The organism is Natrinema sp. 1APR25-10V2 (assembly GCF_031626495.1).
In the GTDB taxonomy this organism is placed as follows: domain Archaea; phylum Halobacteriota; class Halobacteria; order Halobacteriales; family Natrialbaceae; genus Natrinema.
On record NZ_JAMQOJ010000006.1, the window covers coordinates 313,520 to 334,673 of the forward strand.

The window sequence follows — 21,154 nt, forward strand, 5'->3', positions numbered from 1 at the left end:
TCGCTCCACCGACACGCGAATCGATGCAGGGGAAATGCGTATTGCTAGACGTTATTTACTACTACACCCATGCTAGCGTGGTGAATGTGATGGAAAACCAGGGGTCCGATTGTGGTCGTGTTCGTGGTTCCCATCCTCTTGGGGGCCTACTTCAGGGACATGAATCAAGGAATCCTGATCGGTATCGAGACGGGACTTGTCTTTGCCGTGGTGAGCCAGTTCTTCGAGTCGAAAGCCGAGTCTGGTCTCTCAGCCTAGAACATGTCTGAACGGGGCTCCACTCGGGAGAGGACGGATTACCGTCTAGACGGTTCCACAGTCGACGCACGAAAGGTCGCCGCGTTCGTCGCGCTCGCGTTCGGTATCTCGTGGACCGCAGCGGCCGTGTTGTACCTCGTTGGCGTCGAGTACAACACGATTGCGAGCACTGTACTCGTGGTGGTCTTCTTCATGTGGGCGCCTGCGGTCGCCGCGGTCGCGGTCCAGTTGTGGTACGAGGAGCCGATCCGCGCCGGCACCGGCTTAGTCAGGGGACGACTCCGCTGGAGCGTGTTGGCGTGGCTAGCCCCGGTCGCACTCCTGGCCGCGACCATCGGTATCGGCGTGGCACTTCCGAGCGTCTCTTTCACGACGGACTACGGCGCGTTCCTCGCCGAGCAGGGGTTCTCCGAGGAACAGATCGAGCAATCGCTCGCCACCCTTGAGGCGCTCCCAGTTCCGCCACTGGTCCTGTTCGTGGTGCAGGGACTCGTCGCAGGAGTGACGATCAACGCCGTCGCGGCCCTCGGGGAGGAACTCGGCTGGCGCGGGCTGCTATTGACGGAGCTCTCACCGTTGGGATTCTGGCAGCTCTCCGGCGTCACTGGCGTCGTCTGGGGCGTCTGGCACGCGCCGATCATCCTCCAAGGCCATAACTTCCCGGAGGCTCCGATAGCGGGCGTCGTGACGATGACTGTTTGGACCATCGCCGCATCGCCGGTGTTCACGTATCTGACCGTCCGGGCGCGGTCCGTCCTCGCCGCCACGTTCTTTCACGGGTCGTTCAACGCGGTCGGCTCGTTCTCGTTAGTCTACCTGACCGGCGCCGGCAACCTGCTCACCGCCGCCGTCGGGGTCGCCGGTATCGGCGCGGCGGTTGTGGCCGTCGTCGCTTGCGTCGTCCACGACCGGTACTTCGCCGATGAGCAAATCACGACGGGAGATCCGCTATCGCCGTGGGCGTGACCGCTCCCGGACGGTAGTCCTCTGTACATGTTCATCCCCTCCCGTCGCCGAATTTGTCTGCTGTATAGACGCTCTGTATCTTGCACGCGCTGTCTGCCAGCTGCTGGATAGATTGAGCAATGTGTGCAAGATACAGCGCGCGAATGCAGCACCAGCTAAAGACTGATCAAGTAAATATTGCGGCCGCTAAGTAAACCGGGTTAAGTTTCCAGGCCTGCTGTCTGGCTGATTCATCAAAAGGAAGTCGAACTCACCCTTTTGTGAAATCTTCTATAACTCCCTTCAACTACGGTAGCCAAGAAATCTGAGCCCGTTCAGTGAAACAAGGACTGTCGAACCTTCGTGGCCGACGACCACGAGTGGAAGCGGGATGCCTCGCAGGGGAGCCCGCTCGTCCGGAGGAGCACGAGATTGGTTTCATCGGCCGCGGCGACGAGTTCGTCGTCCCCGCGCTCACTGACGGGAAGTTCCAACATTTCCTCGTAGAACGCCCACGCTGGCTCGAGAGATTTGACCTTGTGCGCCGACCAGGAGAGCCCTGTGAGCATAAGTCAGGTTACTCGAGGCAAGAGCAAAGAATCGTGGGCGATCGACGACCGGTCCGGACGATTCGACGGTTGGACGAACATTCGATTGATGGACGCGAAACGATAGATAAGGCTGTAGCCTACCTGCACTTGCCCATGAGATCCCCACTTCCGACGAACAGACTCGTTTCGCTGACGCTCGCCGGCGCGGTGTTAACTGCTTTCGTCGCGCTCGCGCTGGCAGCCCCCGGTCTCGGGCTCGGCGTCGATTCGCTGACCGACGACGAGAACCCGACGGTTGCAAGCGATGCACCGACCCCGAACGAGGACTTCACACCGGCAGTCGGGACGCAAGGCGGCGGTGAACACGAGGACGACGAATACGAAGAACTCGAGGACGACGAGTACGAGGGCGAATACGAGGAACACGAAGAGGAGGACGACTAGCGATGAGCTTGGCAGACTCCCTTACTGCCGCCCGCACGCGACTCGGTGATGCCAGACTGGAGTTTCGGTGCTGCGACACCGACTTCGTGGTTCGGACGACGGGCTACCACGCCAACGCCGCAGCCGAGCGCGCCCGCGATACCGCGCTGTCACTCGAGGCCGAACTCAACGCGTTCGATCCGGAAAGCGCAGTTGCGCATCTCAATCGGACCGGACGCGTCGAGAACGAACACGTCGCTCGCTTGGTCCGTCGCGGCCTCGAGTACGGCGAGCGCACCGACGGCGTCTTCGACATCCGGCAGGGGGCGGTCGAACACGACCTGAAGGCGTACCTCCGCGGCGACCGAGAATCGATTTCGCCGGCGTTTGAAACCGGCTCGGTGCGCATCGACGGCGACCGCGTTGTCACCGAGACGGAACTCGACTTGAACGGTCTTGCGAAGGGGTACATCGTCGACCGTGCGACCGCCGCAGCGGCGGGGCCGGGCCGACGTGGCTTCGTCAGCGGCGGTGGCGATATGTCGCCGCCGACCGGCCCGATCGCCGTCGAGAGCCCCTACGGGGATTCGCGTCCGCTCAAAATCCTCGACACCGACTGGAACGTCGCCACCTCCGGGGACTATCGCCGGGAGCGCGACGGTGTCGACCACGTCTACGATCCGACGACGGAGCGACTCGGTGCGCGACATGAGTCGGTCACCGTGGTCGCGAACCGCGACTGCATGGAAGCTGACGCACTCGCGACGACGCTGGCTGCACTACCGTTGTCGGCTGCGCTCGAGCGCGCAGTCGCGTGGCCGGACCTCGAGGCGTTCGTGGTTCACGGCGGCGTCTTTCGGATGACGGAGGGATTCGATGAGCACATCGCATAGCGGGACGATCACGGTCGTCGCGGTCGTGCTACTCGTCGCCACGGTGCCGGTGCTGTGGGGAATCGCGGACGTTCGCGAGGCGCAGGCGGTCGACCGCGAGCAGGCGGACCTCGTCGACTCGACGGTGCCGACGAGACAGGCACCGAACGATTACGACGGTGACGGGATTCGTGACAACGCGGACCAGTGCCCGACGCGACCGGAGACGACGAACGGCTTTCAGGATAGCGACGGCTGTCCGGACATCGTTGAGACGACGGGGGCCTCGTGATGGAGATTATTTGGTATCTCGACCGTGGCGCGGCGCTGGTCGCCTATCCCGCGCTGTATCTGGCGGTCTTGACGGGGATCCTCTACACCGCGCGGTCGTTCGGCCCGCTCTACCGGCTCTCTCGCCGGATCCACATCGAAGTGTCGGTGTTTGCGATGCTCATGACGCTCCTCCACGGCGTCCTCGGTGTCCTCGACACCTGGTTCATCGTCTCCGGGTCAGCCCCCCAGCCCGCCTACTCGACGACGTACCTGCTCGCTGGTGTCGTGGTGGGCGTCGGGGCGCTGCAGGTGCTCGTCGTCGCTGTCCTCGGCTTTCTCGACGCACAGCGGTTCGACCGGCCCTGGGGACCGCGGGTCGTCCATGCGTTCGCCTACGGCGGGTTCGCGTTCGCGACGATCCACGCAGTCGCCATCGGGACCGATGTCGCGGGGCTGATCCGTCCAGTCTTCGCCCCGGCGATCGCGTTCCTCGGCTACGTCCTGCTATTGCGCCTGCTGGTGGCCAGCGGGCAGCTGTCGACGCCCGCGACGGCGAAGCAGTAGCTAGTAGCTGTCCCACAGGTCGAACAGCCGGTCGACGACTCTATCGGTGAACGTTCGTCGGTGGATCGTGTAGAGATACTGCACGCGCTCTGGATCGTGCAGGTCGTATTCGACGCTGCGCCCCTTCCGCTCCTTGGTCACGAGATCCGCGTCCTCGAGTTTCGAGAGGTGCCACGACACCGTCGACGGCGACCGCTCGAGGCGATCGCTCAGGTCGGCGGTCGACAGCGCTCCTTCGACGGCGAGGTGGGCGATAATCCGGCGGGCGTACTCGCGTCGTAGCGCGTTCATCACGGCCTGATCAGCCTCATCGAACTCCGTTGCCGGATAGTACCGAGTGTACTTCCCGTCGTCCGACTTCTCGAGCAACCCCTGGGTTTCCAGCCGGCGGAGGTGGTACTGCAGTGTTCCCTGCGCATACTCGAGAGCCTCGAAGAGAGCCCGAAAGTGGATCCCGGGATTGTCGCGGACGTGCTGGTAGATTGTCCGCCGCGATCGCAGTTCCAGCGCTGGGTCCGCGTCAGGGTCGGAATCCGTCATGGTCAGTCACGAGTCAACGCGACGAAGAACGCGAGCAGTCCCACGAGGATGAGTGCCGCCGCGCTGTGCTCGAGCAACTCGACGGTCTGCACGGGGAGATACGAGAAAAGGTAGTACTCGAGGAAGACGACGAACCCGTAGATCGCGAACATGAGATAGCCGACGGCGACGACGGCCATGCGACGGTCGCGTTCCCGTCGCCACGCCAGCGCGCTGAGCAGTGCGAGCACCGCGCCGAGGAGAAAAATCCCGAGACTGATGATCTGCTCGAGTTGCTGGGCGAGCGTCAGTGCAACGGTCATCGTGACGAATCCCGAAACGAGCCCTGCCATTCGGTTCGACTCGACAGTGGTGTCGGGAAAGAAAAAGGATTGTCGTCCAAGCATCGAATCGGGCAGTCGGACTGGTCCCGACATCGGGCTGCTGACGAAAGCGGAGGAGGTGGGCGAGCAGAGCGTGGACGGCATCGCCGTCTTCGGTGGCCGGAATCAGCGAGTGACTTCCTCGCGGTTTACGGGTGCGGATCTGACCGCGCTCTTTGGCGGGTACGAACTCGATTTGCGTGATGCCGAGGTGGCTGATCGTCCGGCGCGGATCAGCGCCGTCGCCATGTTCGGAGGCGTCGATATCATCGTTCCTCGAGGCTGGAACGTCCGACTCGACGTACTACCGATCTTCGGTAGTGCGGAGGACGAGCGCCCGCGCCGCGAAGCGGAACACGAGGAGATCGACCTGATCGTGACTGGCTTCGTCGCCTTCGGCGGGATCAGCGTGAACGACTGAGTTCGCTCTTAAAAGATTGTTTGTATTACAATATGTCCCAATCGAATCTCGATCCCCCCGTCTATCTCGGCGCATTCGTCACTGTGACATTGCTCACAAGTTGGACGATCGCGTTCGGTACGATTACCAATACAGTCCCGGCGTACACGACGCCACTGATGATGGTCGTTCCTGCGGTCGTGACACTGGCCCTCCGGCGAATCCAGGGCGATTCGATCGTGCGAACGGTCAGGACTTCGGTCAGTGGAACGACGGGACCAGCGCTCCTGTTCGCGGTCATCTACCCCGTTCTGTTCATCGGTGTGGCCGCTCTCGTCGCGCTCTCAACTGGGCTTGGAACCTATCAACCCGGCGCAGACAACGCCATTAGCCAGGTCATCAGACAGGGCGGGGTTGCGTTGGTACCCGTATTTATCGTGCTGAACGTCGCCCTCATGTATGGCGAAGAACTCGGGTGGCGCGGCTATCTACTTCCACAACTCACCGCTCGGTGGGGGCGAGTCTCGGCGACGGCAGCCGTCGGCGTTGTCTGGGGACTCTACCATTCGGCGTTTCTCTATACCGCGGCAACGGTTCTTGGGGTGGCGAATCCCCTGGTAGTAACCGTCGTGCAGGCCAGCGCCGTGTTCGTGGTTTCGTTCCCCTTCGCGTACGCCTACTATCTCACGGACGGGAGCGTCCTCCCCGTAGCGATCTTGCACTTGATCTGGAACATCCTCAACCCCTGGATTCTCGGCGACATCTACGGAAACGTCCAGGGACTCGTCACCGGCCAGATTTTTGTCGTCAACGGCGGGGGTGTTCTCGGCGTGGTGCTCGGACTCGTCGCCGCGGGCGGGTTCGTCCTCCTGTTCAAGCGGGAATACCGAACCCATGAAACGTCGCACAGCGTTGCTTACACACGTACACTGGGCAATTTATTCGGCAGACTGCAAGTTCAACGAGCCGAAGCAGATGCGATTTCGGAAGATCGTTCATTGGCCGATGCTTCTCGAACAAACGCGCTGTTCTCATAGGATTTCAACAAGGCCGTTGAGCCCCGTCAGGAGCCGAGCGTGACGACACCGAGTACCGCGACCCCGAGCGTGGCTCCGACGCTTCCAGTGAGGAGCGTTCCCTGATAACCGATCACGCCACCGAAGAGTGTGAACAGGGCTGGCCCAACAGTCTGGCTGATCCCGATAGTGGTCGTCTGGAGACTCATCACGCCGCCCCGGACGCGATCGGGAGCCAGCGCGCTGATTTCGGCGAACAGCGTTGGCGTAACGAGGCCGCTACCGACCCCGAAGACGAGCAGGGCGCCGACGAGCAGCGGCGTGGCATTTGCGAGACCGATCCCCAGGAAGCCGATCGCATAGAGGGCAAAGCCTGCAGTCAGCAATGTCTTCGTCGAGGCTCGAGCGGCCAGTCTGCCGTTCTGGGTGGAGACAGCTGCAGTCACTAGCAACACGATGCTGGTGACGAGCCCGACAGCCGCCGGGGTGAAGCCGAACGTCTCGGAGAGATAGAACGGAAGCGCGGTGTACAAGCCACCGAAAAGGAGCGTGAAAGAAGCGAACATGACGCCGTACAGAACGAACGCTCGGCGGGTGGGGATGAGACGGATCGCCTCCCGGATGTAGCCGTGTTCACCGCCATCGGCCGATGACGCTGGTTCGTCGAGCGCGAACAGAACCAGCCCAGCGACCGGGATCGTACACGCGTACATGAAAAACGGTGCGTTCCAGGCACGCGCGGCGAGATAACCGCCGACAACCGGGTACACCGCAGTCCCGAGCGAGAGCACGGCCGACGTGACTCCCATGACGGCATCGTGTTGCCGACCGGTGTATCGGTCGCCGACGACCGTCATCGCGAGCGCCGAGAGGATGCTCCCAGCCGCGAACCCCTGGAGGACGCGCAGTCCGAGCGCCACCGCGAAATCGTCCGTGAAGGCGATGGCAGTGCCGGCGACTCCGAAGACCGCGAGGGCTCCGGAGAGGACGTACCGCCGACCGATGCGGTCAGCGAGCGCGCCGATGAGCGGGGCGAGCAGGATACCCGGAAGCGCATAGAGCGTAATGAACAGACCGGCACGTGACTCGGAGACGCCGAACACGGACTGGATCTCGGGGAGGGCCGAACTGATCAGCGGCACGTCCATGGGCGTCATCAGTGTAGCCGCGAGGACGGCGATCAGTACCGGTGAGCGCCACGGGACACCGACCGACGGCTCAGCGGTCGTTGAATTCTCGGTTGCTCCCATGGCTTGTCAGAGCCCCACACCGATTGCCAGCGGCCACGAGGCAGCCGACAGCGCCAGGAAGACCAACGCACTACCGATCAGGCCGACGTTCTTCAGGAAATGGATCCGTTCGTTCTGGCGGTCGTGACCCTCCACGGTCCAGAAATCGTGCATGACGATCGTGATCGGGATGAGGAGGGCGACCACTGCTAACGCACCGAGTGCAGGATAGACACCCGTGAGGACCGCGAGTGCGCCAGCGATCAGACCGAGGCTTCCCAGCGGAACGCTGACCGCAGCTACCGGCGCTCCCTTGTGCGTCGCGTATTCGACCGCGGAGTCGAGGTCGAGCAGATTACCGAGTGCGAGATACCCGATGACGAGCGCGAATAGCACTCGACTGAGCAGGAACGCCGCGCCGGATAGCGTCGAGGAAAACGCCATCAGACGCCACCTCCGGCCACATCGTCGTTCGATCCGTCACTGTCCGTCTGTTGTCTTCCGACCGTCGCGTATCGAATGTCGTTCGCTGACATCGTTGCAAGAGCAGAAACGGACCGCCGACCGATATATTTCAGGCAAGTTACACTATATCTGGTTCCCCGTACTATACCACGCCAGACAGGCGGCAGCGGAACCGATCTCGGGGCGGAAATTTGATCGGTCGTTCGCCGTAGTGACCGTCAGCTAGACGGTCCCGGCACGCCCTCCTCGAACGACCAGCAGCGTGCCAACACCGGCAGCCATTGCGAGCAATACGTTCTCAGTTCGGTGAGCGACGAGTACGACGGCGATTCCAGCCATCCACTCACTCGGGCCGCTATCTAGCAACCGAACGGTGAGCATTGCCACGATGATACCCCCAGGAAGTGCGTCGAGTCCCTCTCGAAGCGAGTCTGACGGCTCGAGTCGATCCAGTATCCAGAACCCGCCAGCCTTGGTCGTGTAGGTGGCAGCGCTCATCCCAAAGACGACTGCCAGCGCGAGTACCGACACGTCATCGAACACGACGCATCACCTCCGTCAGGCTCGCGGCGAGTCCGCCGGCCAAGATATACCATCGGCCGGGCAGGGCGAGTTCGGCGGCAACGGCAACGAGGGCGGCTGCGATCCACGGAGGGAGGGACTCACCTCCCTCCCAGAAACCGACGAGCAGGGCGAGGAAGATCGCGGTCAGGACGAAATCCAGCCCGTAGGTTTCCGGGTTACCGATGCGACCGCCAGCGACTGCACCGATCGCGGTGGCAACGACCCAGAAGAACCAGATCGAAAGTCCGCTACCCAGAAGAAAGGCGCCGCGTCCGTTGCCAGCACGGAGATCTTTGATCGTGAGAGCCCAGTTCTCGTCGGCCATAAAGAAGAGACTCACGTACGCCTGCCGAGACGAGAGGGTGGTGAACCACGGGCGTAACGAGGCACCCATCAGGAGATACCGAAGGTTGACCACGAGCGTCGTTCCGACGACGGCGACCACGGGAATCGGCCAGTCCCACAGCCCGACGGCGATAAGTTGCGCTGCCCCCGCCAACACAGTCGCACTCATAGCGACGGCGGTCACGACACTCAGGCCTGCCTCGCGCGCAAGTACTCCAAATACGAGGCCGTAGGCACCGACTCCGAGCGCGACTGGAACGCACGTGACGAACCCCGCTTGGAGACCGTCACGAGAAAATTCGAGCGCTTCGGTCGCTGCCCCGGCCGACACGTCTTCGTCACCAGCAGCTGTGTTGCCAGCGGATTCTGTTTCCTCTCGAGGCATGATTTCGTTTCGCTCACTCACTACGAGGCGCGAACGTCATCTGACAGTTCGTTGTGGAATGGAGTTCTATCCGATCCATGTGAGGCCCTCCTGAGACGAACCCGGTCGAGTTGATATCATCGATATCGTGATCGTACCGGTCCCGAATGGCATCGGGTACCCACGCATCTTCGTAGAGTAGTCCCAGTCAGTTCTCGCCCCTGTCGTTTGAGTGCCAAAAAAAGCCATTGCCTCGAGATTCACGGCGGATCGTTCCATCGTCGACGAGGGATTCAAGCGCCTGTCGTGCTTTGCCATCGTCGAGTTCGTACACCTCCGCGACTTCCCGCGTCGCTACGGGCCCGTATTCGGCGATGAATCGACGTATCGGTGGCAGAGAAGACCGTTCCAGAGTCGGATCAACGGACATCAATGCGGTCAGCAGTTCCTCGAACGACGTGAATCCGGACGCCCGCTGTTCGCCAGCCGGACCGTCGATGTGATAGGTGGGGAACGATCGAACACCAGCGTCGCGGGTCCGAGAAAGATCGTCCTCGAAAGCCGCTTGCGCGGTCCCGTTGTCCAGTGCCGTCGTGAAGGCGTCGACATCGAGGCCGACTGCGTCTGCTAGTTTGACCTGTTCCTCACGGTCGTTGACGTTACGAACTTGTGTGATGTACGCTTCGCGAAGCCGTCGCAAATACCGATGAGCTAGTTCGGCCCCCTGTTGGCGTGCAGCGGTGAAGGCTCTGCTCGCGGGATAGGTCGATTGCGCCGGATCCGTTTCGAAAATCGTCACGTCGACCGGCATCCCGTGGTGTTCGGACGCTTCTATCCAGTGAGGAGCGACGTCACTCGGCTCCGCGATGTCGTTGACCGGGTCGTAGAACTCGTCGAAGTCCTCAACCAGACCGCCCATGACGTATCTGATCCGGATCTGATCCCCGAGCACGGTTCGGAGGCGTCGGATGATGGGTTCCGATCCCCAGCACCACGTACACATCGGATCCGTGTATTGGGTTATCGTTGGTCGGTCACTCGCGGTGTCTGTCGAAGACATATGCTCAGCCGCAATCCGCTGGAGGATATATTTCAGGCAACGTACAATAAAGCAGGTATGCTACAGGAAATCGGGTAACATACGGCACAGCGACGGGAGAGTCACGCACACAAAACGACCTGTGTGGAGACTGTCAACCCGGTGTGATTACCGCTCGTCGAGGTTGTAGCACTCCGGCCTCCAGCCCGATCACGTCGAGATCTGAGGCGCGCGGACTGACGGTCCGTGAGTTCGTGCATACCTATCCGGAAAGGTTCTGCAGCGTCAGGACGATGAAGAGGGCGATCACCGCTTCGGAGACGATCCAGGAGTTGTCGTTCATCCAGTCGCGAATCTCCGGGAGCGCGGTTTCCGCTCGCTCGCCCAGTGCAAGCACCGCGAGCGATGGAAGCGCCAAGATGAACAGCGTGAGCAGGACGAACCCGGCTGCGTCCGTGACCGGGTCGCCGTTCGCCGCGAGATAGGTACCGACGCTCATCGAAGTGACGATGTTGGTCGGGAAGAATCCCAATAGGAGAAACCCCAGTCGAAACGAGAGTCGCGGTGTCGCGGTGGTTAACTTGCCCATCCACGCTGGTGGCTTCGTCACATTCCGCTTCCGGTAGGTAGCCACTGCCGCGTAGAGGAGGAAGACGAGGACGACGATATAGAGCAGTTGCTTCGCGCTCGCACCGAGCAGACCGCCACCACCGCCGAAACTGTTCCCGAGGAGGTACGCGACGACGACGACGAGACTGATCGAGAGGAACGCACTAAAGACGTACGCTGTCGAGTTCGCCCGCCACTTCTCGCTCGTGGCGAGGAAGATGGACGAGAGTATCTGCGGACCCGCAATCATCACGATGGCCAGTGGGAGTACCTGCACGAGGCTCATGACTCGTGCCTCTCGTGGCCCGAATCATTCTCTCGACCGGCACCCCCCTCTTTCGGAACATGCGTCAAAGACAGCATTATTGTGCTTCTCTCCGAGAATCCTAAGCTGGCAACGACAATTAGTGTTGCCAGATTTATACATTTGTTATTCTCTCTTTTTCTCATAGGTCCTGCGCTCGCTTGTGGTCGTGCCGATGCCGATCGGACCCGGCGCCATAGCGAGCATATCGGCACGATTTCGGGGAGCAAGTCGCGTAGCGATGTACCGCGAACGACGTCGACGATTGAGACGGGTGTCTCGCGGAACGTTTCGGTCGCATTCGACGACCGGGCGGAGACGGAATCCCCATCGGTTCGTTTACCCTGTTCCGATATCGCTCCGATCCGTTTCGGACGGAGGAACGTCTTCTCTTTCGCTGACGCCCTCTGCGAACTCATCGAGTGTGTGTTCGGGTACGATGTCGACGCGCTCGCGGTCGGTGTCGGCCAGCACTGGGAGGATCAGCCGAACGAACGTCACGATGAACACCATCAGGAACGGACCGAGGAAGATCCCGTACCAGCCGAACAGCGGCGGGCCGAACAGGTACGCGAACATGACGAGCCCAGTGTTGAGCAGTCGTCCCGAAAGGTACGGCCGGATGTACGTCCGGACGAGATTGTCGAACGCGACGATCATGACCGCGAGGAACGCGATCGGGAACCAGAGGAGTCGCGGATCGACCGTCGCCGCCTGAACCGCGAGGGTCGCAGCGATCGCGAAGTAGACGATCGACCGGCCCACGAGCGGGACGAGCGTGAAGAGGCCGGTCACGACGGCGAACAGCACCGCTGAGGGAATCGCCAGTCCGCCGGGCGCGACGACGTTGAATACCGTGTAGACGATCGCCGAGAGAATGATGACTGCGAAGATCGTCATCGTGTACCCGAAGTAGATCGACCCCAATCCTCTATCGACGACGGAGAGGTAGTCGGTCGCCAGGCTGTCCTCGCCGAATACGTTCGTTTCAAACCAGTCTGCGATATTCCGGTCGCTGACCAGCAGGAAGAACGCGATCAGCAGCGAGATGAACATGTTGAACAGCGTCGCCCCGATCGCGCCGACCGCGCCGCCGACGGAACCGAGCAGGTTCTGCACCGACGGGTCTTGGATCAACACGACCGTCGTGTCGTACACCTCCGAGGGGGTATTCGGGAGATCCGTGATCTGAACTGGTAGCTGCGCGAGGATTACATACAATCATGATGGTTCTTGAACACTTGGGGGTCGGGTCGCCACCGTAGCGTGGTTTGATTCAGCAGTGACGGATTCATCCCACGGCTAAAGCCGTGGGTTTTCTCCTGTATCTCGTATAACAGACCGCAGTTCGGTACTCACTGTTCCGACTCGGTTACCCCGAGCAAACCGGCGATTTGCCTCGCGAAGCCTGCTTCGATGACGACCGTGACGAGAATGACGAGAAAGACAGTGCCGAGCAGCAAATGCGCTCCCGAGGGATCCGACGGAGGCGCCTCCGTCAGCAACCGGACGGCGAACAGCGTCGCGACCGACGCCGGGATAATCCCCCGCGGACCGACGAAACTCATGAACAGCCGTTCGCTCGGCGTGAAGCCGATCCCGACCGTCGAGACGAAGACAGCCAGTGGACGGATCACGACCATCAGAACCGCGACGACCGCGAGCCCGGCGACTCCCAGCGCGAGGAGTTCCGCGAACTCGAGCAACGCCGCGAGCGTGATGAAGACGAACGAGAGGACCAGCAATGTCACGTCTCTCATGAACTGCAGGATCTCCTCCTGGTAGGGTAGTTCGAGGCTTCCGAGGGTGAAACCCGCAGTGGCGGCGGCCACGATCCCGGCCTCCGAGAATACCGAGTCAGCGGCGGCGAACGCGATAACGGCACTGGCCAGCGCGAGCAGCCGGGCCGTCTGCGGCGCGGTCTCGGATGGGTGTTCGACCCGCGTAAGGAGGTACCAGACGACCCCGGTGACCACGAATCCGACGATCACCCCCGTCGCGAGACGCTGGATGAAGAGCCACACGAACCCGCCCGGCGCGAGTTGCTGGGCCGTCATGGCCTTGAAGAGGACGACCGCCAGCACCGCGGCCGTGACGTCGTTTACGATCCCTTCGACTTCGAGCGTCGTGGCGACCTCCTCGCGAACGGGAACCACCGCGAGAATCGGCGCGATGACCGTCGGTCCGGTGGCGACCAGCAGCGCGCCGATGAGAAACGCGATGTCCCAACTCGCTCCCAGCAGCAGGCGCACGGTCAGAGCCGTCCCGACGAACGCGATGACCGCACCGATCGTGATCATCCGGCTGACCGCCTTCGACGCCTCCCAGATGGCCCCGTACTCGAGGCGAAACGTGCCCTCGAAGATGATGATGGCGACGCTCACGCCGACGATGGTCGAGAGCGCATCGCCGACGACGTCAGGCGTTATCAACCCGAGGCCCTCGGGACCGATGGCGACGCCCGTGAGGATGAGAAACAACACGCTCGGCACTCGGTACCTCGCGGCGAGAAGCTGCGCCGCCACACCGAACCCGACGATGGCCGCAATGAGAGCGACGACGTCGAGACTGACGTGAATGGACATCGGTTCATCGACCTCCGGGACGGGGAGTAGGAATATCTGTGCACCATGCACCCGACGAGCGACGGCTCCACGGGCAGTTACCGACCCACACGACCGGCATGCAACGCGCTCCCACATCCAGTCACAAATATCCAAGACTCGGCGACAACCGAGTGTAATCGAGACTGTCGTCTATAATGAGTTACACAACTATATATCAATAACTTTGAGGGTTCTGAGAATGACGATATCCCGTTTGAATCGCCGGTCCCACGGCTCGAGGGCCGGTCTCCTAAGTTGCGACTGAGCGAGTAGAAATCCAAGAAGCGCGACTTCCCGTCATAGCTCTACCTTGTGGCGAGAGTCAGTTAAAGGTCTGAAGCACTCACAGACTGATTGCCTTCGAGCCCTTCACCAAGGATGCCATGCATAGGTCGGGGAAATTACTATGCGAATGAGTATCACAGTACACCGTGATCTGCTTCCGATCGGCGGCTTTGGAGGCAGATCAAACGGGACCCGCCCGTGTCAATCACTCGATCGGTTTGATAGTAACATGCCAAGGGGCCCACTGCCCCTTTTGATGAGTAACGTCCTCGTTTAGACGCCGGAGAGGCCGACTCAATCCACTGAATTACTACCTACTGATCAACGTGAGTAGTGTGTTCTCTCGTCTCTCGCCTCACACATTGCTTCGTAACACCGGCGAAACGTGCCGTCTCTCGCGACCCTGCACCAGCGGTCAAAAACGTTCAGCACAACCGTCGGCACAAAACGACGGACGAGTCGACGGTCGATAGCGCGTTGACTCGGTCGCTACCGGCCGACACAATCGAATCTGCGCCCGGTTCTCACTCGATCGGCTCGGCCTCGGGGAACTGGTAGCTCCCGTCGAGAATGTTCTCGCGAGGCCCGTAGAGGCGAATCAGGTAGAACCATTCCGCGGGAGTGTAGAGGAAGTTCGGTTGATCGGGGTCACCGCCGAAATGGATCGTGACACTGCCGTCATCGTTCGGCTCTGCAGTCACGTCGTTGAACGAGTACGACGCGTACTCGTTCTCCTCGAGAAACCCGTCGCTGTTGTAGACGGTGACCGACCAGAATCCGTCAACGGGGACGTCGTCGACGGTAAACTCGTGTGGCGTGTCACCGTCGTTCTGATCGGGAACCCTTTGCAGGTAGATCGTTTCTGGCTCCGGAACACCGCCCGGTGTCACGGTGGCGAGATAGTACTTCACGGGGTCGACCTCGTCGACATCACCATACGCACCGCCGAAGTCGTTCATCGTTTTCATGACCGTGACGAGCGCATCGAAGAGTTCGTCGTGTGCCTGGCGGTCCCAACTGGGAATCTCGAACGTGCCGGCCGAGTCCTGGCTCACGGCGAGTTCGTCCTGTAACCCGTGGACGGTCTCTACGTCGGCCGGATCGTTCGGGTCGACGAACGTGCGGACTATGACCCACACGTACCGCGTTCTGACCCCGTCCCGGGTCAATGTGTACTCGCCGGGACCGCGGTACGCCTCTTTCACGTACGCGTCCTCATTCATGACAACCATCGACTGGTGACGGTCGCCGGTGTCTGGTTTGGTAATGGTGACCGGCTCGGTCAGGTCGAAGACACCGATCGAATAGATCGTGTCCCGATTGGGCAAGGCCGCGATCCGCACCTCAGGGCCGACTATCGTCGGGAAGTGATAAAATTCGCCGAACCCGCCCCGTTCGACGATGTTCGCCATCATGAGATGTATCTGTGACCGGGGAAAGTTCTCCCAGGTCACTGGGGTTGGCTCGTCATCCGCTGACGTCTCGGTTTCAGCCTCCTGGGTATTCGCCTTCGAGGGGTATTGGCTGGCAGCGGCACTGCCCCCACTCATCGCAAGCAACCCGGCGAGGCCCGCCCCGCGAAGGGCAGTGCGGCGTGTTGCCCGTAGTGATTCGGATTCTGGTTTCGCCGTCGTATGGTGTGTCTCGTTACTCATAGCTCGTGCCTCTCTGAGTGTCCCACAGTAGCGGTTGGGACCGACTCGGACAACCGCACGCTAGCATTTCATATAAAGCAGCGACGATACTCGAGAATACTTTCATGGCATGATGGTGGTAGAGAGTTGACCGACTCTGAATTCTCGAGCGACTATCTGTACCTGTAGTAAACGACGATAGATATCAGTTCGTGCCGCATTCGTGCCTTCTATTCAGTAGACTTTGACCGCGTTCACAAGCCGCTGTCAAAAACGGCGTACTGGGTAGGGAGATTGAAAGAGAGCTGCCTAGTTGGAGATGAAGTGAGAAGGTGTCACTCTTCTATAAGGACGATTTCGGGCATGTCGTAGGACCCGTCGACCACCGGCCAACGGGGACCGTAGAACCGCGCTGCGAAGCGCATACCCCCTTCAGGAGCTGGCAGCCAGTTCGTCGCCTGCTCGGGATCGTCCGGTTTCTCGTGCTGGACGTAGATGACGAGTTCGTTGGCTTCGGTGTGCAACAGTCCTTCTTCGAGCATGTAGCTGTTGATGCTGTAGCGGTCGAGTTCGTTCTCGACGAAGTAGCCCTGCGCGTCGTAGATCGGGATCTCTCGTGTTGTACTCGCGCTGTGTATGCTGCACGCTGGGAAGAACACTCACCACAGCTGATAGTGAATGCAGTGCTGATATCGTCCACAGGGACCATCGCCGCGGGTCGAAAGGTAGCGTTCCGATGGGAAAGGCAAGCGACATCTCAAATTTGATGGATGTAAGCGCACACCTGTCTCGTCACTCTCTGCTGAGTCAACGTAACTGGCCACGTCCCGGTTATTTGACGGTCAAACGCATGAGGCTACGCTATGACCCCAGATGGGGTGCGTTCAAACGGGAAAACTTCGCTTTCTGATAGGCTTCAGAACGGGGTGGAATACTGGGCTCCGGCAATCGCCGTGAGTCTGACGACGTTCCTCGTGGTCGTCAACGCTTCCCTGATGAACGTGGCGATCCCCACGATGGTTGACGAGTTCGATACTTCGATCACCGTGATTCAGGGGGCCGTTTCGCTCTACTCGCTGGTAATCGCTGCGCTGATTTTGCCTGCCGGTACGCTGCCGTCCCGGCGTAGTCCTCGGCGTGTAATGGCAGTTGCGTTGACCGCCTACGCCGGCGGAACGCTGGTAGCGGCGATTAGCTGGAACACGACGATCCTCTATCTCGGCTGGTCACTCGTCCAGGGTTCCGCGGCCGCTGTGATATTCCCTCTGACCTTCACTGTATTGACAGTCAGTTACGAAGACGATGACCGAGCGAAGGCGTTCGGCCTGCTGGCTGGCGTGCACGGGATTGGATCGACTCTTGGTCCGATTATTGGTGGGGCACTAACCACGTACGCAAGTTGGCGCTGGGGATTTTCGCTCCAAATCATCGGTGCGGGGATTATTCTCCTCTTCGTACAGTACGTGACTCCGAACCCGCTGTCGGAAACGCGCAGTTCGCTGGATAAAGGTGGGACGGCACTGTCCATCGTTGGTGCGACGTCGCTCGTCACCGGATTCCTCCTAAGCGGGAAGTACGGGTGGTTGGTCGAACGGCGATCGTTCGTCGTCGGCGAGATGCAATTCAATCCGTTCGGGACGTCGCCGTCGATCTGGTTTCTCGGGGTCGGACTTCTCGCGTTCGCCGCGTTCGTTCAGTACGAACGCCGAATGGAACGCGCTGGGAAGTCACCGCTCGTTCCGCTGCATGTACTGACGAACCGCCCTTTTTTAGCTGGGGTTGTAACGTACAATGTTCGCTCGATCGTCTCGGCCGGCTTCATGTTTATCTTCCCGGTCTATCTCCAAGCGGTACTCGGATACACCGCCTTCGAAACCGGGCTCGCGTTGTTACCGTATTCCATCGCGTCGATCGTTTTTGCGACGTTTACGATCAGTTGGCGGAAGTACATCTCACCGAAGACGCTCGTCCAGGTCGGCATCGTGTGTATGGGCGCTGGACTGTTGGTATTGTACGAGCAGACGGGTCCCGGTCAGACGATCGGTAGGATGCTTATTCCGGTGGCACTCTACGGAGCCGGTGTCGGACTCATAGTGGCACAGATCTCTAATATGACGATGTCGGCTGTCCCTACCGCGAACTCCCCTGAGGCATCCGGTGTCCTGAACGTAAGCAGTTCGATCGGATTTGCCATGGGGACTGCAGTCGTCGGCTCGTATTTTCTCGGACAGTTCTACGGTGGTGTGATCGATAGAGTACTCCGAGCAGAACACGTGACCGTTTCAACGGAGCAACGAAATGATCTGGTGATCGCGCTCGAAGACGCAGCAGAGACGGCGACCGAAGCCACGCAGCAACAGTTTCTGAACCGACTCTCTCCGACGCAACGACAGTTGCTCGAGGGAATCTTCGAGGCTGCGATGTTCGACGCTCAGCGGGCGACGCTGCTCCTGCTCGTACTGGTCGTGCTGCTCTTGCTTATCGCATCGACGTTCTTGCCACGGCAGATACCGGAAACCGACGACGGAGCTGACCACTCCGAATCGCCCCAGGATTCGACACGTGACACTTCTGAAGCAGCCGTAGAGGACTAACCGAAAATATCAGACCGAACACCCGGGATGCGAACCGTCGTTCTTTCGGTCGGCTCAGCGAGGTTCGAGAAACCGATGATGAAGATAGATCCGTCTACGAGGATGATCGCTCCGTTCTCCAGCGGTCGATGACGTCGTCGATTGATTCCTCGGGCCTCACGCCGCCGACGTTCGCCGCAAGTCCCGTCGTTTCGAACATCTGCACAACCTCGGACTCCGCCCCCGCAAAACGGAGATCGATTCCGCGTGAGTCGAGTTTTTCCTCGAGTTTCTCCAACATCTGTGCGGCCCCGAAATCGACTGTTGATGACGATGTGAGGTCGAACACGACTAATTCGACATCGGAATCACGTTTTTCGATCCGGTTGAGGAGGTCGATCTAAACCGTATCTGCGTTCGCGTAGAACAACTACTGGGTATCTCGCTAGAAGGCCGGTACTCGAGCCTAAATGACCAGAGACAATATCGTTTCCGTTCTGAGAATCGACACTTAGCGTTCCGATTCTTGTGGGAAGTCTTCATCCCGGATAATCGTCACGGGGACGTGTGCTCTCCGTGCTACGCTTTCGGCAACACTTCCAAGCAGATATCTGGCTAACCCGTTGCGGCCATGACTACCGAGAATGATATGGTCGATGTCGTGCTCTTCCGCATAGGTTACGATAGTCGAAGTCACTTCCCCATCGATCCGCTCCGTTTGTATTTCCGTCTCGAAGTCCCGTGCGATCTCCGCTGCTCTCTCAAGGAGTTCCTCGGCATCCGTCCGTGATCGCTCGTAGAGTTCCTCCGAGGGGAAGTCATAGAGATCGCCCTCCCCGTCGCGATCGTTTGTCCCATACTGCTCAGCGAGATCGTTCACATAGAGCACGTGTATTTCTGCATCGGGGTACGTCGACAGTGCGTATCGCAATGCGAAGTTCGCCTGTGTCGATTCGTCGAACGCGACTAACACTCGTGACGACATGCCGCTCATACGGTGACGAACGACAAATTACCCCCCGTAGGACGTCCCGCTGTCGGATATCGCGACACGACCTCGGTACGCTGCACTCAGGAGTTGGTATAATTGTTATGAATTAAATAATATATAAATTAACAGCATCTGAAGCCACGGTCGGACTCAATTGGCGAGTTCGCGGACGAACTCAGTATACATCCGCAAACCGTCAAATTCTGGTGTCGCAACAACGACCTCGAGGACACCTCAGGCGACGAAGGCCAGCAGCGCGACGCCCAGAACGACGATCAGCGCTCCGAGGAGGCGGACGGCCCGTTCCTCGGGCGAGAGGGCGCTACTCGTACACGTGGTCGACTGCGAGGGAGAGAAAACCAATTGCTACGTTTCGCGGTCGAACGTGAGGCCGGGGTTGACCTCGAAGAAGTGGAAGTGTGAGCCCACCTGTACGGGACGGTCGCCGGTGTTCTCGACCGTAATTGTCGCCGTCGGCCGGCCTTCATTGATCGGCACCGGCTCGTCGGCCGAAAGCAGCTCTCCCGGAATGAACTCGCTCATCCCGCGATCACTCCGGCCGTACTGCCGGATCGCGGCGTGAGTGGTATTTTCATTACATGACCAGGTAAGAAGACAGACGACGTAAAGTAACGCGTGATCCACAATATTTGCGAAAAAATAGACGTGCTCAGTTTATTTACGTGAGAAATTTTGTTGGCAGGGTGCCGCTTCTGAAATGACGTTTTAAGACTGTACGAACGACGATCGACAGAGTGCAAAAAGAAAAAATCAACATCTCATTTGTGTAACTATTGATCGGAGGCGTGACTGAAAGAGTTAGAGTCGACTCAACGGAGTTCCGGAATGATCGTATCTCGAGACAGAACGCGGGCGAAAGGGGAATTTGAAATTCGCGGTTTCCCCGGCGAAGCGGATTACGCTGGCCACGCGAAAGCGCGTCGTGAAAGCAGGAAGTCCCACCCTCAAGCGCGAGGGCGTCAGTCCGAGCGGTAGGGTGGGGTAGTTCACTCGTCCGAAATAGTCCGACTGGGCCGAATTCAGCTACGCAGACGGTCGGAAAACGATCCCAGTATGACCCCCACGACGAACGAGAACACGCTCGGGACGAGCGCCCAAAGGAGATCGGGATGTTGTGCGCCGGTATGCAACGGAGTGTCGAGCATATACAGATCCTATGTGTGATGCTGGTATTTAACCCCTGAATTGAGGACAAACTTATATTATTTTCGATCCTTAGAGCTGATATCTCCAACTTTTCGGTCAGAGAAGGTTAATTCGTCAGAAAGTACCCCCAGACCTCTTGGGATATCTTACTATATACACTGCGCCTTTTTGCGAACAGGCGCCTGTCTCTTCGATGAGCTGCTCCGACTCGTTATGATAGCAAGTAGCTCGCTCCTCAGGCTCTTAACCAACACTACTACGGTATTGGCGCCTGTGTTGGTTAACACGGGCTGATCATGTCCTACGAACCGCCGGCGCCTCCGACGGAACTCCCGACCGACCTCGTCGACACGCTCGACGATTATTCGCCAGAACTACTCCGTCATGTTGCTCGCTATGCCGACGAACTCGCTGAATATCGCGAGCGTGAAGCCAGACTCGCAGAGGAAGCCGACGAAGACGAGACCGAAGAGCAATTCGAGGATCGTCCGGATGACGTCCCTTCCAAGGCGACGATCACGATCAAGGAGATTAACGATAACCGTTACTACTACTGGCAGTGGCGCGAGGGCGAGAAAATCAAGTCACAGTACAAGGGACCGGTCGATCCCGGCGAGTGATTCACCTCGGGGTCGCGTTCCAAGTCCGCTACCCCTCGACGAATCGTGGATTTGGTAGGTTGGGAGGAGTTCCCCTTGCTCCTTCCGACGCTGGCTAGTCTTATTCCTGCCGAATAGAGTAGTTACCTATTCTACCTATTCATGAAAAGGTACCT

At 59.7% G+C, this 21,154-nt stretch carries 25 protein-coding genes and 2 pseudogenes; 10 read left to right on the forward strand and 17 right to left on the reverse strand.

Annotated features, from left to right (window positions below; genetic code table 11):
- Window positions 1-261: 261 nt before the first annotated feature.
- Window positions 262-1,224: a type II CAAX endopeptidase family protein gene (locus NDO75_RS19910; protein ID WP_310908355.1), complete on the forward strand. Its 963-nt coding sequence runs from the start codon at window positions 262-264 to the stop codon at window positions 1,222-1,224.
- A 314-nt stretch (window positions 1,225-1,538) separates the two neighbouring features.
- On the opposite strand, the gene NDO75_RS19915 is transcribed toward NDO75_RS19910, so the two are convergent.
- A complete protein-coding gene (locus tag NDO75_RS19915) occupies window positions 1,539-1,772 on the reverse strand; it encodes a hypothetical protein (RefSeq protein WP_310908356.1) in 234 nt (77 codons plus the stop codon).
- Between the two features lie 135 nt (window positions 1,773-1,907).
- Between NDO75_RS19915 and NDO75_RS19920 the strand changes: the two genes are divergently transcribed.
- The 4 genes from NDO75_RS19920 to NDO75_RS19935 are packed head-to-tail and all read left to right on the forward strand — an operon-like array spanning window position 1,908 to window position 3,886.
- A complete protein-coding gene (locus tag NDO75_RS19920) occupies window positions 1,908-2,198 on the forward strand; it encodes a hypothetical protein (protein WP_310908357.1) in 291 nt (96 codons plus the stop codon).
- A 2-nt stretch (window positions 2,199-2,200) separates the two neighbouring features.
- The gene (locus NDO75_RS19925; protein ID WP_310908358.1) at window positions 2,201-3,070 is read left to right on the forward strand and encodes an FAD:protein FMN transferase; all 870 of its coding nucleotides are present in this window, start codon (window positions 2,201-2,203) and stop codon (window positions 3,068-3,070) included.
- Window positions 3,054-3,341, forward strand: coding sequence for a thrombospondin type 3 repeat-containing protein (locus NDO75_RS19930; RefSeq protein WP_310908359.1), 288 nt, complete (start codon window positions 3,054-3,056; stop codon window positions 3,339-3,341). Before NDO75_RS19925 ends, NDO75_RS19930 begins: the two co-directional genes overlap by 17 nt.
- Complete coding sequence (locus NDO75_RS19935) at window positions 3,341-3,886, forward strand: hypothetical protein (RefSeq protein WP_310908360.1); 546 nt, start codon at window positions 3,341-3,343, stop codon at window positions 3,884-3,886. Before NDO75_RS19930 ends, NDO75_RS19935 begins: the two co-directional genes overlap by 1 nt.
- Here NDO75_RS19935 and NDO75_RS19940 read toward each other — a convergent pair whose 3' ends face one another.
- Together NDO75_RS19940 and NDO75_RS19945 are read right to left on the reverse strand one after the other, a co-directional pair.
- Complete coding sequence (locus NDO75_RS19940; RefSeq protein WP_310908361.1) at window positions 3,887-4,426, reverse strand: metalloregulator ArsR/SmtB family transcription factor; 540 nt, start codon at window positions 4,424-4,426, stop codon at window positions 3,887-3,889. It abuts the gene before it with no gap.
- A gap of 2 nt (window positions 4,427-4,428) precedes the next feature.
- The gene (locus NDO75_RS19945; protein ID WP_310908362.1) at window positions 4,429-4,758 is read right to left on the reverse strand and encodes a hypothetical protein; all 330 of its coding nucleotides are present in this window, start codon (window positions 4,756-4,758) and stop codon (window positions 4,429-4,431) included.
- Between the two features lie 19 nt (window positions 4,759-4,777).
- Here NDO75_RS19945 and NDO75_RS19950 point away from each other — a divergent pair, with 19 nt between their 5' ends.
- Complete coding sequence (locus NDO75_RS19950) at window positions 4,778-5,209, forward strand: LiaF domain-containing protein (RefSeq protein ID WP_310908363.1); 432 nt, start codon at window positions 4,778-4,780, stop codon at window positions 5,207-5,209.
- A 158-nt stretch (window positions 5,210-5,367) separates the two neighbouring features.
- Window positions 5,368-6,225 carry a CPBP family intramembrane glutamic endopeptidase gene (locus NDO75_RS19955; protein ID WP_310908364.1) on the forward strand — a complete coding sequence of 286 codons (858 nt, stop codon included), beginning with the start codon at window positions 5,368-5,370 and terminating at the stop codon, window positions 6,223-6,225.
- A 26-nt stretch (window positions 6,226-6,251) separates the two neighbouring features.
- Here NDO75_RS19955 and NDO75_RS19960 read toward each other — a convergent pair whose 3' ends face one another.
- The 10 genes from NDO75_RS19960 to NDO75_RS20005 form a co-directional block, all read right to left on the reverse strand.
- Window positions 6,252-7,454, reverse strand: a complete 1,203-nt coding sequence (locus NDO75_RS19960) for an MFS transporter (protein ID WP_310908365.1) — start codon at window positions 7,452-7,454, stop codon at window positions 6,252-6,254.
- Between the two features lie 6 nt (window positions 7,455-7,460).
- Window positions 7,461-7,877 carry a DoxX family membrane protein gene (locus NDO75_RS19965; protein WP_310908366.1) on the reverse strand — a complete coding sequence of 139 codons (417 nt, stop codon included), beginning with the start codon at window positions 7,875-7,877 and terminating at the stop codon, window positions 7,461-7,463.
- Between the two features lie 243 nt (window positions 7,878-8,120).
- On the reverse strand, window positions 8,121-8,441 hold the full coding sequence (locus NDO75_RS19970) for an AzlD domain-containing protein (protein ID WP_310908367.1): 321 nt from the start codon (window positions 8,439-8,441) through the stop codon (window positions 8,121-8,123).
- Window positions 8,431-9,192: an AzlC family ABC transporter permease gene (locus NDO75_RS19975; protein WP_310908486.1), complete on the reverse strand. Its 762-nt coding sequence runs from the start codon at window positions 9,190-9,192 to the stop codon at window positions 8,431-8,433. The genes NDO75_RS19970 and NDO75_RS19975 overlap by 11 nt, the downstream gene beginning before the upstream one ends.
- A 187-nt stretch (window positions 9,193-9,379) precedes the next feature.
- Entirely contained in the window at window positions 9,380-10,231 is an 852-nt protein-coding gene (locus tag NDO75_RS19980; protein WP_310908368.1) for a DsbA family protein, read from the reverse strand.
- A gap of 241 nt (window positions 10,232-10,472) precedes the next feature.
- The gene (locus tag NDO75_RS19985; protein WP_310908369.1) at window positions 10,473-11,105 is read right to left on the reverse strand and encodes a GAP family protein; all 633 of its coding nucleotides are present in this window, start codon (window positions 11,103-11,105) and stop codon (window positions 10,473-10,475) included.
- A gap of 357 nt (window positions 11,106-11,462) precedes the next feature.
- The gene (locus tag NDO75_RS19990) at window positions 11,463-12,281 is read right to left on the reverse strand and encodes an AI-2E family transporter (protein WP_310908370.1); all 819 of its coding nucleotides are present in this window, start codon (window positions 12,279-12,281) and stop codon (window positions 11,463-11,465) included.
- 197 nt (window positions 12,282-12,478) lie between these two features.
- Window positions 12,479-13,708, reverse strand: coding sequence for a cation:proton antiporter (locus NDO75_RS19995; RefSeq protein ID WP_310908371.1), 1,230 nt, complete (start codon window positions 13,706-13,708; stop codon window positions 12,479-12,481).
- Window positions 13,709-14,538: 830 nt separating this feature from the next.
- Window positions 14,539-15,426 carry a DUF1214 domain-containing protein gene (locus NDO75_RS20000; RefSeq protein ID WP_310908372.1) on the reverse strand — a complete coding sequence of 296 codons (888 nt, stop codon included), beginning with the start codon at window positions 15,424-15,426 and terminating at the stop codon, window positions 14,539-14,541.
- A gap of 557 nt (window positions 15,427-15,983) precedes the next feature.
- A complete protein-coding gene (locus NDO75_RS20005) occupies window positions 15,984-16,307 on the reverse strand; it encodes a DUF1214 domain-containing protein (protein ID WP_310908373.1) in 324 nt (107 codons plus the stop codon).
- Between the two features lie 294 nt (window positions 16,308-16,601).
- On the opposite strand from NDO75_RS20005, the gene NDO75_RS20010 reads away from it, so the two are divergent.
- Window positions 16,602-18,242 (forward strand): MFS transporter, encoded by a 1,641-nt coding sequence (locus NDO75_RS20010; RefSeq protein ID WP_310908374.1) that lies wholly within the window; start codon window positions 16,602-16,604, stop codon window positions 18,240-18,242.
- Window positions 18,243-18,336: 94 nt separating this feature from the next.
- On the opposite strand, the gene NDO75_RS20015 is transcribed toward NDO75_RS20010, so the two are convergent.
- Complete coding sequence (locus tag NDO75_RS20015; RefSeq protein ID WP_310908487.1) at window positions 18,337-18,621, reverse strand: sodium-independent anion transporter; 285 nt, start codon at window positions 18,619-18,621, stop codon at window positions 18,337-18,339.
- 111 nt (window positions 18,622-18,732) lie between these two features.
- A complete protein-coding gene (locus tag NDO75_RS20020) occupies window positions 18,733-19,215 on the reverse strand; it encodes a universal stress protein (protein WP_310908375.1) in 483 nt (160 codons plus the stop codon).
- Window positions 19,216-19,344: 129 nt separating this feature from the next.
- Between NDO75_RS20020 and NDO75_RS20025 the strand changes: the two are divergent.
- Window positions 19,345-19,470 (forward strand): annotated as a pseudogene (locus tag NDO75_RS20025) (IS607 family transposase); the annotation flags it as partial.
- Here the strand turns inward: NDO75_RS20025 and NDO75_RS20030 are convergent.
- Together NDO75_RS20030 and NDO75_RS20035 are read right to left on the reverse strand one after the other, a co-directional pair.
- Window positions 19,447-19,575 carry a hypothetical protein gene (locus NDO75_RS20030; protein ID WP_310908376.1) on the reverse strand — a complete coding sequence of 43 codons (129 nt, stop codon included), beginning with the start codon at window positions 19,573-19,575 and terminating at the stop codon, window positions 19,447-19,449. The pseudogene NDO75_RS20025 and the gene NDO75_RS20030 sit on opposite strands and share 24 nt — an antisense overlap.
- Before the next feature lie 6 nt (window positions 19,576-19,581).
- Window positions 19,582-19,755 (reverse strand): annotated as a pseudogene (locus NDO75_RS20035) (urease subunit beta); the annotation flags it as partial.
- 920 nt (window positions 19,756-20,675) lie between these two features.
- Between NDO75_RS20035 and NDO75_RS20040 the strand changes: the two are divergent.
- A complete protein-coding gene (locus NDO75_RS20040) occupies window positions 20,676-20,999 on the forward strand; it encodes a hypothetical protein (protein ID WP_310908377.1) in 324 nt (107 codons plus the stop codon).
- The last annotated feature ends 155 nt before the right edge of the window (window positions 21,000-21,154 follow it).